14 protein-coding genes are annotated in these 12,976 nt (G+C 73.4%); 10 read left to right on the forward strand and 4 right to left on the reverse strand.

Annotated elements, in window-relative coordinates:
• Nucleotides 1-54: 54 nt before the first annotated feature.
• From ACF073_RS18270 to ACF073_RS18300, 7 genes are all read left to right on the forward strand, one after another.
• Nucleotides 55-672 (forward strand): TetR family transcriptional regulator, encoded by a 618-nt coding sequence (locus ACF073_RS18270; RefSeq protein ID WP_392071113.1) that lies wholly within the window; start codon nucleotides 55-57, stop codon nucleotides 670-672.
• A gap of 166 nt (nucleotides 673-838) precedes the next feature.
• Nucleotides 839-2,290, forward strand: coding sequence for a CitMHS family transporter (locus ACF073_RS18275; RefSeq protein WP_392071115.1), 1,452 nt, complete (start codon nucleotides 839-841; stop codon nucleotides 2,288-2,290).
• A gap of 22 nt (nucleotides 2,291-2,312) precedes the next feature.
• Nucleotides 2,313-3,551 carry an MFS transporter gene (locus ACF073_RS18280; protein WP_392071117.1) on the forward strand — a complete coding sequence of 413 codons (1,239 nt, stop codon included), beginning with the start codon at nucleotides 2,313-2,315 and terminating at the stop codon, nucleotides 3,549-3,551.
• A gap of 102 nt (nucleotides 3,552-3,653) precedes the next feature.
• Nucleotides 3,654-4,358, forward strand: coding sequence for a hypothetical protein (locus ACF073_RS18285; protein ID WP_392071119.1), 705 nt, complete (start codon nucleotides 3,654-3,656; stop codon nucleotides 4,356-4,358).
• Complete coding sequence (locus ACF073_RS18290) at nucleotides 4,345-5,010, forward strand: class F sortase (RefSeq protein ID WP_392071121.1); 666 nt, start codon at nucleotides 4,345-4,347, stop codon at nucleotides 5,008-5,010. Before ACF073_RS18285 ends, ACF073_RS18290 begins: the two co-directional genes overlap by 14 nt.
• A 156-nt stretch (nucleotides 5,011-5,166) precedes the next feature.
• Nucleotides 5,167-6,555: an aldehyde dehydrogenase family protein gene (locus ACF073_RS18295; RefSeq protein ID WP_392071123.1), complete on the forward strand. Its 1,389-nt coding sequence runs from the start codon at nucleotides 5,167-5,169 to the stop codon at nucleotides 6,553-6,555.
• 14 nt (nucleotides 6,556-6,569) lie between these two features.
• Nucleotides 6,570-7,652, forward strand: coding sequence for a Zn-dependent alcohol dehydrogenase (locus tag ACF073_RS18300; protein WP_392071125.1), 1,083 nt, complete (start codon nucleotides 6,570-6,572; stop codon nucleotides 7,650-7,652).
• A gap of 3 nt (nucleotides 7,653-7,655) precedes the next feature.
• Here ACF073_RS18300 and ACF073_RS18305 read toward each other — a convergent pair whose 3' ends face one another.
• The 3 genes from ACF073_RS18305 to ACF073_RS18315 all read right to left on the reverse strand — a co-directional run bounded on the left by ACF073_RS18305 (nucleotide 7,656) and on the right by ACF073_RS18315 (nucleotide 10,123).
• Nucleotides 7,656-8,627, reverse strand: coding sequence for a DMT family transporter (locus ACF073_RS18305; protein WP_392071127.1), 972 nt, complete (start codon nucleotides 8,625-8,627; stop codon nucleotides 7,656-7,658).
• Nucleotides 8,628-8,697: 70 nt separating this feature from the next.
• Nucleotides 8,698-9,426, reverse strand: a complete 729-nt coding sequence (locus tag ACF073_RS18310) for an ArsR/SmtB family transcription factor (RefSeq protein WP_392071129.1) — start codon at nucleotides 9,424-9,426, stop codon at nucleotides 8,698-8,700.
• Between the two features lie 46 nt (nucleotides 9,427-9,472).
• Nucleotides 9,473-10,123, reverse strand: coding sequence for a TetR/AcrR family transcriptional regulator (locus ACF073_RS18315; RefSeq protein WP_392071131.1), 651 nt, complete (start codon nucleotides 10,121-10,123; stop codon nucleotides 9,473-9,475).
• Nucleotides 10,124-10,216: 93 nt separating this feature from the next.
• On the opposite strand from ACF073_RS18315, the gene ACF073_RS18320 reads away from it, so the two are divergent.
• The 3 genes from ACF073_RS18320 to ACF073_RS18330 are packed head-to-tail and all read left to right on the forward strand — an operon-like array spanning nucleotide 10,217 to nucleotide 12,410.
• The gene (locus tag ACF073_RS18320; RefSeq protein ID WP_392071741.1) at nucleotides 10,217-11,368 is read left to right on the forward strand and encodes an acyl-CoA dehydrogenase family protein; all 1,152 of its coding nucleotides are present in this window, start codon (nucleotides 10,217-10,219) and stop codon (nucleotides 11,366-11,368) included.
• 59 nt (nucleotides 11,369-11,427) lie between these two features.
• Nucleotides 11,428-11,727: a YiaA/YiaB family inner membrane protein gene (locus ACF073_RS18325; protein WP_392071133.1), complete on the forward strand. Its 300-nt coding sequence runs from the start codon at nucleotides 11,428-11,430 to the stop codon at nucleotides 11,725-11,727.
• A 59-nt stretch (nucleotides 11,728-11,786) separates the two neighbouring features.
• Entirely contained in the window at nucleotides 11,787-12,410 is a 624-nt protein-coding gene (locus ACF073_RS18330; RefSeq protein WP_392071135.1) for a TetR/AcrR family transcriptional regulator, read from the forward strand.
• A 45-nt stretch (nucleotides 12,411-12,455) separates the two neighbouring features.
• Here ACF073_RS18330 and ACF073_RS18335 read toward each other — a convergent pair whose 3' ends face one another.
• Nucleotides 12,456-12,917 carry a MaoC family dehydratase gene (locus tag ACF073_RS18335; RefSeq protein ID WP_392071137.1) on the reverse strand — a complete coding sequence of 154 codons (462 nt, stop codon included), beginning with the start codon at nucleotides 12,915-12,917 and terminating at the stop codon, nucleotides 12,456-12,458.
• Nucleotides 12,918-12,976: the final 59 nt, after the last annotated feature.

Below are 12,976 nucleotides of genomic sequence, written 5' to 3' on the forward strand. Positions count from 1 at the left end.
CACCCTTCTCCGTACTGTGGGACGAGGTTCACCTGATCCCGGCGGAAAGGCATCATGAAGCCCGTGCCCCACGCGACATCGCTTCGCCGTGCGCCGGTCCAGCGGCGCAGCGCCGAACGGCTGACCAGGATCCTGGACGCCTGCGCCGAACTCCTCGACGAGGTCGGCTACGACGATCTGAGCACGCGCGCGGTCGCCCAGCGCGCCGGAGTCCCGATCGGCTCGGTCTACCGCTTCTTCGGCAACAAGCGGGAGATGGCCGACGCCCTCGCCCAGCGGAACCTGGAGCGCTACACCGAGCGCGTCACCGAGCGGCTGGCAGCGGCCCGCCCGGGGGACTGGCGGGCCGCCATGGACGCCGTGCTGGACGAGTACCTCGCCATGAAGCGCACCGCGCCCGGCTTCTCCCTGGTCGACTTCGGCAACCAGATCCCGGTCGGCTCCCGGCACACCGAGCCCAACACCCGGGTCGCCGGCCGCCTCACCGAGCTGCTGGCCGGGTACCTCTCCCGCACCCCGGACGCGGATCTGCGCCGGGCCTTCCTGGTCGCCGTGGAGAGCGCCGACACCCTTGTCCAGCTGGCCTTCCGCGTCGACCCGCAGGGGGACGAGGCGATCATCGCCGAGATCAGGGAGCTGCTGCGGGCCTATCTGGGGCGCGTGCTCGACTGACGGGGCACGGGCGGGGCCCTTGGAGCCGGTCGCACTGCTGTGACCAGGACTTTTGCGCTTATTGCTCGCGTGTCAACGTCTTGTTAACGCCGTTTGAACGGACCTAACGTCAACGCACCGCCGACCCCCAGGTGGATGTTCAAGGGCGAACGTTAGGTATCCACACATGCTGACCATCCTCGGCTTCGCCATGATCGCGACCTTCCTGGTCCTGATCATGCTGAAGAAGATGTCGCCGATCGCGGCGCTCGTGCTCATCCCCGCGCTCTTCTGCGTGTTCGTGGGCAAGGGCGCCAAGCTCGGCGACTACGTCATCGACGGCGTCACCGACCTCGCCCCCACCGCGGCGATGCTCATGTTCGCGATCGTCTACTTCGGTGTGATGATCGACGTCGGCCTCTTCGACCCGATCGTGCGGGGCATCCTGCGGTTCTGCAAGGCCGACCCGCTGCGCATCGTGGTCGGCACGGCGGTCCTCGCCGCGATCGTCTCGCTGGACGGCGACGGCTCCACCACCTTCATGATCACCGTCTCGGCGATGTACCCGCTGTACAAGCGGCTGAAGATGTCCATGGTCGTGATGACCGGCGTCGCCGCGATGGCCAACGGCGTGATGAACACGCTGCCTTGGGGCGGGCCCACCGCCCGGGCCGCCACCGCCCTGAAGGTGGACGCGAGCGACATCTTCGTGCCGATGATCCCGGCCCTCGCCATGGGCCTGCTGTTCGTCCTCGCCCTCGCGTACGTCCTCGGCCGCCGCGAGCGCAAGCGGCTCGGCGTGCTCACGCTGGACGACGTGCTGGTGGAGGAGGCCGGGACGGAGGCGGTGCTCGTGGGCGCCGGGCCGGGGGAGGGCGCCGAGCGGACCGGCACGGCCGCGACCGGCTCCGGCGAGGCCGCGACCGCCGGCGGCGAGGCCGCGACCGGCGGCGCCCCGACCGGTGCCGGCCTGCCCGGCGAGCCCGAGGACGAGGGCTTCCGGAGCCTCGACCCGAACCGCCCCACCCTGCGCCCCCGGCTCTACTGGTTCAACGCGCTGCTCACGGTCACCCTGCTCACCGCCATGATCATGGAGTGGCTGCCGATCCCGGTGCTCTTCCTGCTCGGCGCGGCCCTCGCCCTGACCGTCAACTTCCCGCACATGCCCGACCAGAAGGCCCGGATCGCCGCCCACGCCGAGAACGTCCTGAACGTCTCCGGCATGGTGTTCGCCGCCGCCGTCTTCACCGGCGTCCTCCAGGGCACCGGCATGGTCGACCACATGGCCGAGTGGCTGGTGGACAACATCCCCGACGGCATGGGCCCGCACATGGCCTTCGTCACCGGCCTGCTGAGCATCCCGCTCACCTACTTCATGTCCAACGACGGGTTCTACTTCGGCGTCCTGCCGGTGCTCGCCGAGGCGGGCCAGGCGCACGGCGTCTCCTCGCTGGAGATCGCCCGCGCCTCGATCATCGGCCAGCCGCTGCACATGTCCAGCCCGCTCGTCCCGGCCGTGTACGTCCTGGTCGGCATGGCCAAGGTCGAGTTCGGCGACCACACCCGGTTCGTGGTCAAGTGGGCCGCGCTCACCTCGCTGGTGGTGCTCGGCGCGGGAATCCTGTTCGGCATCGTCTGAGCACGTCGGAAAGGCTTCGACCATGGCGCCCGGTGGGAACCGCGGCTGGCTGCTCCGCCTCGTCATCGCCTTCGGCTGCGCGCAGGGCGCGGTGTCGATGGCCCGGCCCGCCGTCTCCTACCGGGCACTGGCGCTGGGCGCCGACGAACGGGCGGTCGGCGTCATCGCCGGCGTGTACGCGCTGCTGCCGCTGTTCGCCGCCGTACCGCTCGGCCGGCGCACCGACCACGGCCGCTGCGCGCCGCTCCTCCCGGCGGGCGTGGTCCTGATCGCGGGCGGCTGCGTCCTCAGCGGCCTCGCCGGCTCCCTGTGGGCGATGGCCCTGTGGAGCGGGGTGATGGGCCTCGGCCATCTGTGCTTCGTGATCGGCGCCCAGTCGCTGGTGGCCCGCCAGTCCGCGCCGGGGGAACAGGACCGCGACTTCGGCCACTTCACCATCGGCGCCTCCCTCGGCCAGCTGATCGGGCCCATGGCCGCCGGCGCGCTCATCGGCGGCCCCGACATGGCGCACAGCAGCGCGCTCGCCCTCGTCACGGCGGGCGCGGGCGCCGCGGTCGCGTTCACCTCGCTGTGGCGCATCGAGGACCGTACGGCGGTCGACGCGCGCCCCGGGCACGGCGAGCGCGTGCCCGTCGCCGGCATCCTGCGCGCCCGGGGCGTGCCCGCCGGCATGCTGATCAGCCTCTCGGTGCTGTCCGCGACCGACATCCTCACCGCCTACCTCCCGGTGGTCGGCGAACACCGGGGCATCGCCCCCTCGGTGGTCGGCGTCCTGCTCAGCCTGCGGGCGGGCGCCACCATCGCCTGCCGGCTGGTCCTCACCCCGCTGCTCCGGCTGCTCGGCCGGCCCGCCCTGCTCACCGCGACCTGCCTGCTGGCGGCCCTGCTGTGCGCGGGGATCGCGCTGCCGGTGCCGGTGTGGGCGCTCGGCGCGATGCTCACGGTCCTGGGCTTCTGCCTGGGCGTGGGCCAGCCGCTGTCGATGACGACGGTGGTGCGGGCCGCACCCGACCGGGCCCGCTCCACCGCGCTCGCCCTGCGCCTGACCGGCAACCGGCTCGGCCAGGTCGCCACGCCGGCCGCCGCCGGTCTGGTCGCCGGTGTCGCGGGGGCGGCTGCGCCGTTCGTGATGCTCGGAGCCCTGCTGCTGGTGTCGTCCGGGGTCGCCCTGCGGTCGTCGGAGCACCCCCGGGACGAGCCCGTACGGGTGACGGAGGGGCGGCCGAAGCGCCCGGGATTGCGCCGCACGAGCGATATCTGACGGCATGCCGGGTGTTGTTGCCGGGGTTTGAGAGGCCCATGAAGCAGAGTCCAGGCGAAAGAGCGATTTGTATGAAAATCGTCTGAACTCGGAGGATTGCGCATGCCCACCCTGACACTCCCCGGTGCCGTCGGCTCCCGCGCGGGCGCCACCGTAGTCCTCACCGCCCTCGCCGCGGCCGGCGCGTCATGGGTGGCGGCGCCGAGCGCGGTGGCCCAGGGGGAGAACGGCGACATCCGGATCCACAGCGCGCGTTCGACCAACCCGCCTTCGTTCATCGGCTCGGCGAAGGACGATCCGGTGGTCTGCAAGTTCTTCCTGGAGGCCGTCAACTTCGACACGCTGACCAGCGTCGCCTACACCATCACGCCCCAGCCTCCGCTGCCCACCGCCGCCACCGTGGCCGGCGTCATCCAGCTCGCCGCCGGGGCCGGGCACACCGACCAACTGGGTCTCGCGGACGGGCAGTACAAGATCAGCTGGACGGTGGGGACTCCTCCGGCCCTGAAGGAGAAGGTCTTCCGCGTCAACTGCCACGACGGCAAGCTGGAGGGGGAGCACGGTCCGAACGGGCAGATCGCCGACAACCAGCAGAACGACGGAGCCTGGGGTGAGGGCGGCGGGGGCGGCGGCGGGGGCGGCGATCACGACGGGCCGAGGGGCGGTGTGCACGCGGGCGGCGGCGGCCTCATCGACACGGCGGCCGCCTACTCGCCGGTGGCCGCCGCCGCGGCCGTGGGCCTGGTCGCCCTCAGCGGTGTCGTGTACGTCCGGCTGATCCGCCGGCGGCCCCATGGTGCCGCGTAGGCACCGACGCAGGCCCTGGTACCGGACCCGCGCCTACCGCCTCGCCAGGACGGCCGTGCTGGTGACCGTCCTGGTGTCGGTGGGGTCGCACTGCGGGGCGGACGGCGCGTCCGGCCGGCGGGCCGCGGCGGGCGCGGAGTCCGGCCGGGGCCGGGAGGGGGCCGGGGCCCCCGAGGGGCCGCCGCCCCGCCCGCTGCCCCGGTCCCGGCCGACGTCCTTCCGCGTGCCGTCCCTCGGGATCGACGCCCCGGTCATCCCGCTCCGGCTCGACCGCGAACGGCAGTTGGAGACGCCGCCCGTCGACCGGCCCCGGCTGGTCGGCTGGTACCAGGGCGGCCCCACGCCCGGCGAGAGCGGCACCGCGGTCGCCGTCGGGCACCGCGACACCAGGACCGGATCCGCCGTGTTCGCCGGGCTCGCCCAGGTCAAGCCCGGCAAGCCCATCGAGGTCAAGCGGGCGGACGGCCGTACCGCCGTCTACTCGGTCGACCAGGTGAAGGTCTTCGACAAGGCCGGCTTCCCCGACAAGGAGGTCTACGGCCCGGCCGGGCGGCCGGAGTTGCGGGTGATCACCTGCGGCGGCCTCTTCAGCCGGCGCACCGGCTACACCAGCAACGTGGTGGTCTTCGCCCATCTGAGCGCGACGAAATGACCGGCGGACCGGCCGGGTGCGGATTCCTCGCCCGCACCGGCCGGTCCGTTCGCGATGATGTCCCGGCACGTCCGCGGCCAAGGAATGTCTGGCGCCCGAAAACTATCACCGCTAGTTTGAGTGCCGGACGACGCGGACCCGCCGGGAGGACACAGCATGAAGGCACATGACGGCCTGTACATCGACGGCGCCTGGCGCCCCGCCGGGAGCGGGGACCTGATCGAGGTCGTCAACCCGGCCGACGAACAGGTCATCGGCCGGGTCCCGGCGGGCGGGGCGCTGGACGTCGACACCGCCGTACGGGCCGCGCGCGCCGCCCTGCCCGCCTGGGCCGCCACGCCCCCGGCCGAGCGCGCCGCGCGCCTGGCCGCCCTGCGGGACGTCCTCGTGGCGCGCAAGGACGAGATCGCCGAGACGGTCACCGCCGAGCTGGGCTCGCCGCTGCCGTTCTCCCAGACCGTGCACGCCGGGGTGCCGATCGCGGTCGCCGGCTCCTACGCCGAACTGGCCGCCGCCCACCCCTTCGAGGAGAAGGTCGGCAACTCCACCGTCCTGCACGAGCCGATCGGCGTGGTCGGCGCGATCACCCCCTGGAACTACCCCCTCCACCAGATCGTCGCCAAGGTCGCCCCGGCCCTCGCCGCCGGCTGCACGATCGTCCTCAAGCCCGCCGAGGACACCCCGCTCACCGCCCAGCTGTTCGCCGAGGCGGTGCACGAGGCGGGCGTGCCCGCGGGCGTGTTCAACCTGGTCACCGGGCTCGGCCCGGTCGCTGGCCAGGCCCTGGCCGAACACCCGGGCGTGGACCTCGTCTCCTTCACCGGCTCCACGGCGGTCGGCCGGCGGATCGGCGCGGTGGCGGGTGCCGCCGTGAAGAAGGCCGCCCTCGAACTGGGCGGCAAGTCCGCCAACGTCATCCTGCCGAGCGCCGACCTGGCCAGGGCCGTCAACGTCGGCGTCGCCAACGTGATGTCCAACTCCGGCCAGACCTGCAGCGCCTGGACCCGCATGCTGGTCCACCGCGACCGGTACGACGAGGCCGTCGAGCTGGCCCGGGCCGCCGCCGCCAAGTACGCCGACCGCATCGGCCCGGTGGTCAGCGCCGAGCAGCGGGCCCGGGTGCGCGGATACATCGAGAAGGGCGTCGCCGAGGGCGCCCGGCTGGTCGCCGGCGGCCCCGAGTCCCCCCGCGAGCAGGGCTACTTCGTCAGCCCGACCGTCTTCGCCGATGTCACCCCGGAGATGACGATCGCCCAGGAGGAGATCTTCGGCCCGGTCCTGTCGATCCTGCGCTACGACGACGAGGACGACGCCCTGCGCATCGCCAACGGCACGGTGTACGGCCTCGCGGGTGCCGTCTGGGCCGCCGACGAGGCGGAGGCCGCGGCCTTCGCGCGCCGCATGGACACCGGCCAGGTCGACATCAACGGCGGCCGGTTCAACCCCCTCGCGCCCTTCGGCGGTTACAAGCAGTCCGGCGTCGGCCGGGAACTCGGCACGCACGGACTCGCCGAGTACCTCCAGACCAAGTCCCTCCAGTTCTGAGGAGTCCGAGACCCATGGCCGTACGAGCCGCCGTTCTGCCCGCCGTCGGCGCCCCGCTGGAGATCACCGGGATCGAGCTGCCCGATCCGGGCCCCGGACAGGTCCGGGTCCGCCTCGCCGCCGCCGGCGTCTGCCACTCCGACCTGTCCCTGTCCGACGGCACCATGCGGGTGCCGGTCCCGGCCGTCCTCGGCCACGAGGGCGCCGGCACGGTCGTCGCCGTGGGCGAGGGCGTCACCCATGTCGCGCCCGGCGCCTCCGTGGTCCTCAACTGGGCGCCCTCCTGCGGCACCTGCCACGCCTGCACGCTCGGCGAGGTCTGGCTGTGCGCCGACGCCCTGAGCGGCGCCGCCGGCATCCACGCCCGCACCACGGACGGCACCGAGCTGCACCCCGGCCTGAACGTGGCCGCCTTCGCCGAGGAGACGGTGGTCGCCGGGTCCTGCGTGCTGCCGCTGCCCGACGGGGTGCCGCTGGTGGACGCCGCCCTGCTGGGCTGCGCCGTGCTCACCGGCTACGGCGCCGTCCACCACTCGGCGCGGGTCCGCCCCGGCGAGACCGTGGCCGTGTTCGGCGTCGGCGGCGTCGGCCTCGCCACCCTCCAGTCGGCCCGTATCGCGGGCGCGTCGCGGATCATCGCCGTCGACGTCTCCCCGGCGAAGGAGGAGCTGGCCCGCGCGGCCGGCGCCACGGACTTCCTCCTGGCCTCCGGCACCACCCCGCGCGAGATCCGCGCCCTCACCGGCAGGCAGGGCGTCGACGTCTCCGTGGAGTGCGTGGGCCGGGCGGTCTCCATCCGCGCGGCCTGGGAGTCCACCCGCCGGGGCGGCCGTACGACGGTCGTCGGCATCGGCGGCAAGGACGAGCAGGTCACCTTCAACGCGCTGGAGCTCTTCCACTGGGGCCGCACCCTGTCCGGCTGCGTCTACGGCAACACGGACCCGGCCCGCGACGTGCCCCTGCTCGCCGAGCACGTGCGGGAGGGGCGGTTCGACCTGTCGTCGCTGGTCACCGACCGCATCGACCTGGAGGGCATCCCGGCGGCCTTCGACAACATGCTGGCCGGCAAGGGCGGCCGGGCGCTGGTGGTGTTCTGAGGGTCAGCCGACCTTCTCGGGTCGCGGCTGCCCGGCCGCGACCCGCCCCCGCCGCCCGCTCGGTCCGCCGCGGCCGCTTCGTCCGCCCCGCCCGCGGGCCCGGAACCGCGACACCGCCACGCCCGCGAGGCACAGCGCCCCGCCCGCCAGCGTCAGCGCCCCCGGCACCTCCCCGAGCACCAGCCAGGACATCAGCACGACCAGCGCCGGAACCGCGTACGTCGTCGCGCCCATCCGGCTCGCTGTGGTCCGTGCGAGGGCGTAGCCCCAGGTGGTGAAGGCGAGCGCGGTCGGAAAGACGCCCAGGTACACCATGTCGAGGGTGGCCGGCAGCGGCGCGCGGGCCGCCTCGCTCACCAGTTGCCCGGCGAACGGCAGGCACACCGCGGCACCGACGAGGCACCCGAAGGCCGTCACCTGGAGCACACCGGCCTGCCCGAGCGCCGGCTTCTGCGCGACGACCCCGCAGGCGTACGCCACCGCCGCGAGCAGACACAGCCCCACGCCGAGCAGCGAGGAACCGCCGCCGGACGACATGGACAGGCCGACGGTCACGGCACCGGCGAACGAGACGGCGAGCCCCGCCAGCAGCCGGCGCGACAGCGGCTCCCCGAGCAGCCGGGCGCCGAGCAGGGCCATCAGCAGCGGCCCGACGTTCACGACGAGCGCGGCGGTGCCGGCGTCCACCTGCCGCTCGCCCCAGTTCAGGGCGACCATGTAGCACCCGAACCACAGCACCCCCGACAGCGCGATGCCCCGCCAGGCGGCCCGCGGCGGCCACCCGACCCGGCGCACGGCGCACAGGACGCCCAGCACCGCGCCTGCCGCGAGCAGCCGCCCGAGCGCCAGCGCACCGGGCGAGTAGGCGTCACCCGCCCTGCGGATCGTCACGAAAGCGGACGCCCACAGCACGACGGTGACGCCGGCGGCGGCGGCCGTGAGCGGACGGGAGCGGGACGAGGTGGCGTTCATCATGTTTCCCGAGGCTAGGCAGTGACGGACACCGGGGCTGGCGGATTCCGGACGGGGCGGCCGGGGCCGCGGCTCAGCACAGCTCCTCAGCCCCGATGCCGAGCAGTTCGCGCAGTGCCCGCTCGCCCGGCGCGGTCACCCGCACGGCCCGCTCGGAGCCGATCCGCACGCACCACCCCGAGTCCAGGGCGTACCGGCACAGCGCTGCCCCCGCGGTCCCCGCCAGGTGCGGGCGCCGCTCGGTCCAGTCGAGGCAGGCGCGGGCCAGCGGGCGCCGGGCCGTACGGTCGAGGGCGATGCCCACCGTGCCGAACCACGCGAGTCCCGCGTCCGTCAGCGCGAACCCGGTGTCCTGGCGCAGCAGCCCCCGCTCGGTGAGGGCGTCCGTGACCGCGATGCCCAGCCGCCCGGCGAGATGGTCGTAGCAGGTCCGGCCGCGCGCCATCGCGGAGCGGGCGCTGGACTCCCGCAGGGTGCGTCCGGGCTGCCGCGGCGCCGCCGGCACCTGCGCGGCGAGGTCCTCCACCAGCTGGGCCGTCCGCGCGCCGGCCAGCCGCACATACCGGTGCCGGCCCTGCCGCTCCTGCGCGAGCAGTCCGCCGGCGACCAGCCGGTCCAGGTGCTCGCTCAGGGTGGAGGCGGCGACCCCGGCGTGCCGGGCCAGCTCCCCGGCGGTCCAGGCCCGCCCGTCCAGCAGGGCGAGCAGGCACGCGGCCCGGGTCTCGTCGGCGAGCAACGCGGCGAGTGCGGCGAGGCCGGCGGCCTGGGGGTCCCTGGTGGTCCTGCGGCCCTTGGCGGTCATGCACCCAGCATGCGGCACCGATGTTCCGGTCGGCGCCGAAATGTCCTCACGCGCTCCGGCCCACCCGCGCGTACTGCTGCGCCAGTCCGTCCAGCAGCGCGCCGAGCCCGGTCTCGAAGGCCCGCTCGTCGATCTTCTCCTGCTGCTCGGCGAGCAGATGGGCCTGGCCGAGGTGCGGGTAGTCGGCGGGGTCGTACGCGCTGGCGTCGTCCACGAAACCGCCCGCGAAGGAGCCGAGCGCCGAGCCCATGATGAAGTACCGCATCAGCGCGCCGATGGAGGTGGCCTGGGCCGCCGGCCAGCCCGCCTCGACCATGGCGCCGTAGACCGCGTCGGCCAGGTGCAGCGCGGCGGGGCGGCGGCCGGGGCCCCGGGCGAGGACCGGGACGATGTTGGGGTGGTCGCGCAGGGCGGCGCGGTAGGAGACCGCCCAGTCGTGCAGCGCGGTCCGCCAGTCGCGGCCGTCCGCGAACATCGACAGGTCGACCAGCGCGCTGACCGAGTCCGCCACCGCCTCCAGGATCTCGTCCTTGGTGCGGAAGTGGTTGTAGAGCGAGGGCCCGCTCACCCCCAGCTCGGCGGCGAGCCGGCGCGTGGAGACGGCCGCCAGGCCCTCCCGGTCCACGAGGTCCCGGGCCGTCTCGACGATCCGGTCGGTGCTGAGGAGGGGCTTGCGCGGTCGGGCCATGGCGCACATAGTAGGGCTGCGCCCAGAAACTAGCAGTGCTAATTTAAATGTACGGCTTTCAAGGTCCGTCGGTGTCGTCGTTCGGTGTGGGGTGATCTCGTGGTGAACCTGGGGCTCAGCGCGGAGCAGGCGGCCGTACGGCGGCTCGCCCGGGACTTCGTGGAGCGCGAGATCGCTCCGCACGTGGTCGCCTGGGACCGGGCCGAGGAGGTCGACCGGGGCATCGTGAAGAAGCTCGGCGAGGTCGGCTTCCTCGGGCTGACCGTCGACGAGGAGTACGGCGGCTCCGGCGGCGATCACCTCGCCTACTGCCTGGTCACCGAGGAACTGGGCCGCGGGGACTCCTCGGTGCGCGGGATCGTCTCGGTCTCCCTCGGGCTCGTCGCCAAGACGATCGCCGCCTGGGGGGACGAGGAGCAGAAGCGGCGCTGGCTGCCGGGGCTCACCTCGGGCGAACACGTCGGCTGCTTCGGCCTCACCGAGCCCGGCACCGGCTCCGACGCGGGCAGCCTCACCACCCGGGCCGTGCGCGACGGCGACGACTACGTCGTCAACGGCACGAAGATGTTCATCACCAACGGCACCTGGGCGGACGTCGTCCTGCTCTTCGCCCGCTCCACCGACGCCCCCGGCCACAAGGGCGTCTCCGCCTTCCTGGTCCCCGCCGACACCCCGGGACTGACCCGCAACACCCTCCACGGCAAGCTCGGTCTGCGCGGCCAGGCCACCGCCGAGCTCGTCCTGGAGGATGTGCGCGTACCCGCCTCGGCGATGCTCGGACCGGAGGGCAAGGGCTTCTCCGTCGCCATGTCCGCGCTCGCCAAGGGGCGGATGTCGGTGGCCGCCGGCTGCGTCGGGATAGCCCAGGCCGCGCTCGACGCGGCCGTCGGGTACGCGGGCGAGCGGGAGCAGTTCGGCCGGCCCATCGCCCGGCACCAGCTGGTGCAGGAGCTGATCAGCGACATCGCCGTCGACGTGGACGCGGCCCGGCTGCTGACCTGGCGGGTCGCCGACCTGATCGATCGCGGCGAGCCGTTCGCCGTCGAGTCCTCCAAGGCCAAGCTGTTCGCCTCCGAGGCCGCGGTACGCGCCGCGAACAACGCCCTCCAGGTCTTCGGCGGCTACGGCTACATCGACGAGTACCCGGCCGGCAAACTCCTGCGCGACGCCCGGGTGATGACCCTCTACGAGGGCACCAGCCAGATCCAGAAGCTGCTCATCGGGCGCTCCCTGACCGGGGTCTCGGCCTTCTGAGTACGTTTCTGAGTATCCCGGCGGATGTGGCGCGCGACACGTGCGCCGAAGCTGTGTCCATGACCGACGCACCCGTCAAGCAGCAGAGCACGGCGGCCTTCTACGGCCAGGCCGTCGCCTCCTTCTCGGTCGCCATGGCGGCCACCGCCCTCGGCATCTTCCGGCTGGACGCGAACGCCTGGGTCCGCGGCTTCCTGGCGATCGCCGTCCTCTACCTCGTCACCTCCGCCTTCACCCTCGCCAAGGTGATCCGCGACCGCCAGGAGGCCGGGCAGATCGTCAGCCGCGTCGACCAGGCCCGCATGGAGAAGCTGCTCACCGCGCACGACCCCTTCGAAAAGCAGCAGCCGCAGCGCTAAGCGCTCGCTCACCGTCGGCGGTATGGTGGTGCTCCTGTACCGAGAGGGGCGAGCGAGCGATGAGTACGGCTCAGGAGACGGCCGGCGGCGAAGTGGAGCCGTGGGAAGAGGTCACCCCTGACGCGGCCAGGCGGCTGCTCGTCGCCGCCGTGGAGGCGTTCGCCGAGCGCGGCTACCACGCGACCACGACCCGCGACATCGCGGGCCGCGCCGGCATGAGCCCGGCCGCGCTCTACATCCACTACAAGACCAAGGAAGAGCTGCTCCACCGGATCAGCCGGATCGGCCACGACAAGGCCCTGGACATCCTGCGGACGGCGGCCCGGGGCGAGGGCACCGCGGCGGAGCGCCTCGCCGACGGCGTCAGCTCCTTCGTCCGCTGGCACGCGGGCCGGCGCACCACCGCACGGGTCGTGCAGTACGAGCTGGACGCCCTCGGCCCCGAGGCCCGCGCCGAGATCGTCGCGCTGCGCCGCCAGGTGGACGCGGAGGTGCGCGGGATCATCGAGGACGGCGTGGCCGCGGGCGAGTTCGACGTCGCGGACGTCCAGGGCACCACGCTCGCCGTGCTGTCCCTCTGCATCGACGTGGCCCGCTGGTTCAGCGTGAACGGGCCGCGCACCCCCGAGGAGGTCGGCACGCTCTACGCCGGTCTCGTGCTGCGCATGGTCGGGGCCGGGTAGCCCGGGGGCGCCGTTCCGTCCGGCCGGCCCCCGGCCCGCCCGCGCCTAGAGGTAGTACCGGGACACCGACTCCGCCACGCACGCCGGCTTCTCGCCGCCCTCGCGCTCCACGGTGAACGCGACCGTCACCTGCACTCCGCCGGTGACGTCCTCGACACCGGTGATCTTCGCGGTGGCGCGCAGCCGGGAGCCGACGGGGACGGGGGAGGGGAAGCGGACCTTGTTCGTCCCGTAGTTGACACCCATCTTCACGCCCTCGACCTGAAGGAGCTGCGGCCCGAAGAGCGGGAGCAGCGAGAGGGTCAGATAGCCGTGGGCGATGGTCTTCCCGAACGGCCCGGTGGCCGCCTGCTCCGGGTCGACGTGGATCCACTGGTGGTCGCCGGTCGCCTCGGCGAACAGGTCGATCCGCTTCTGGTCGACCTCCAGCCAGTCGGTGGGGCCCAGCGGCTCGCCCACCGCCGCCTTCAGCTCGTCGGGGGAGGTGAAGGTCCTCGGTTCTGCCATGTTCCCGGCCTCTCGCTCGCGTCTCTAAGCAACTGCTTAGCATGGTCGGGTGCGGGAGT

Origin of the sequence: Streptomyces sp. NPDC015171 (assembly GCF_043079545.1) — a bacterium.
Taxonomy (GTDB): domain Bacteria; phylum Actinomycetota; class Actinomycetes; order Streptomycetales; family Streptomycetaceae; genus Streptomyces.

Bases quoted from the DNA above. Each gene is read 5' to 3' on its own strand.
- ACF073_RS18270 (WP_392071113.1), top strand. From the start codon at position 55: ATGAAGCCCGTGCCCCACGCGACATCGCTTCGCCGTGCGCCGGTCCAG.
- ACF073_RS18275 (WP_392071115.1), top strand. From the start codon at position 839: ATGCTGACCATCCTCGGCTTCGCCATGATCGCGACCTTCCTGGTCCTG.
- ACF073_RS18280 (WP_392071117.1), top strand. From the start codon at position 2,313: ATGGCGCCCGGTGGGAACCGCGGCTGGCTGCTCCGCCTCGTCATCGCC.
- ACF073_RS18285 (WP_392071119.1), top strand. From the start codon at position 3,654: ATGCCCACCCTGACACTCCCCGGTGCCGTCGGCTCCCGCGCGGGCGCC.
- ACF073_RS18290 (WP_392071121.1), top strand. From the start codon at position 4,345: ATGGTGCCGCGTAGGCACCGACGCAGGCCCTGGTACCGGACCCGCGCC.
- ACF073_RS18295 (WP_392071123.1), top strand. From the start codon at position 5,167: ATGAAGGCACATGACGGCCTGTACATCGACGGCGCCTGGCGCCCCGCC.
- ACF073_RS18300 (WP_392071125.1), top strand. From the start codon at position 6,570: ATGGCCGTACGAGCCGCCGTTCTGCCCGCCGTCGGCGCCCCGCTGGAG.
- ACF073_RS18305 (WP_392071127.1), bottom strand. From the start codon at position 8,627: ATGATGAACGCCACCTCGTCCCGCTCCCGTCCGCTCACGGCCGCCGCC.
- ACF073_RS18310 (WP_392071129.1), bottom strand. From the start codon at position 9,426: ATGACCGCCAAGGGCCGCAGGACCACCAGGGACCCCCAGGCCGCCGGC.
- ACF073_RS18315 (WP_392071131.1), bottom strand. From the start codon at position 10,123: ATGTGCGCCATGGCCCGACCGCGCAAGCCCCTCCTCAGCACCGACCGG.
- ACF073_RS18325 (WP_392071133.1), top strand. From the start codon at position 11,428: ATGACCGACGCACCCGTCAAGCAGCAGAGCACGGCGGCCTTCTACGGC.
- ACF073_RS18330 (WP_392071135.1), top strand. From the start codon at position 11,787: ATGAGTACGGCTCAGGAGACGGCCGGCGGCGAAGTGGAGCCGTGGGAA.
- ACF073_RS18335 (WP_392071137.1), bottom strand. From the start codon at position 12,917: ATGGCAGAACCGAGGACCTTCACCTCCCCCGACGAGCTGAAGGCGGCG.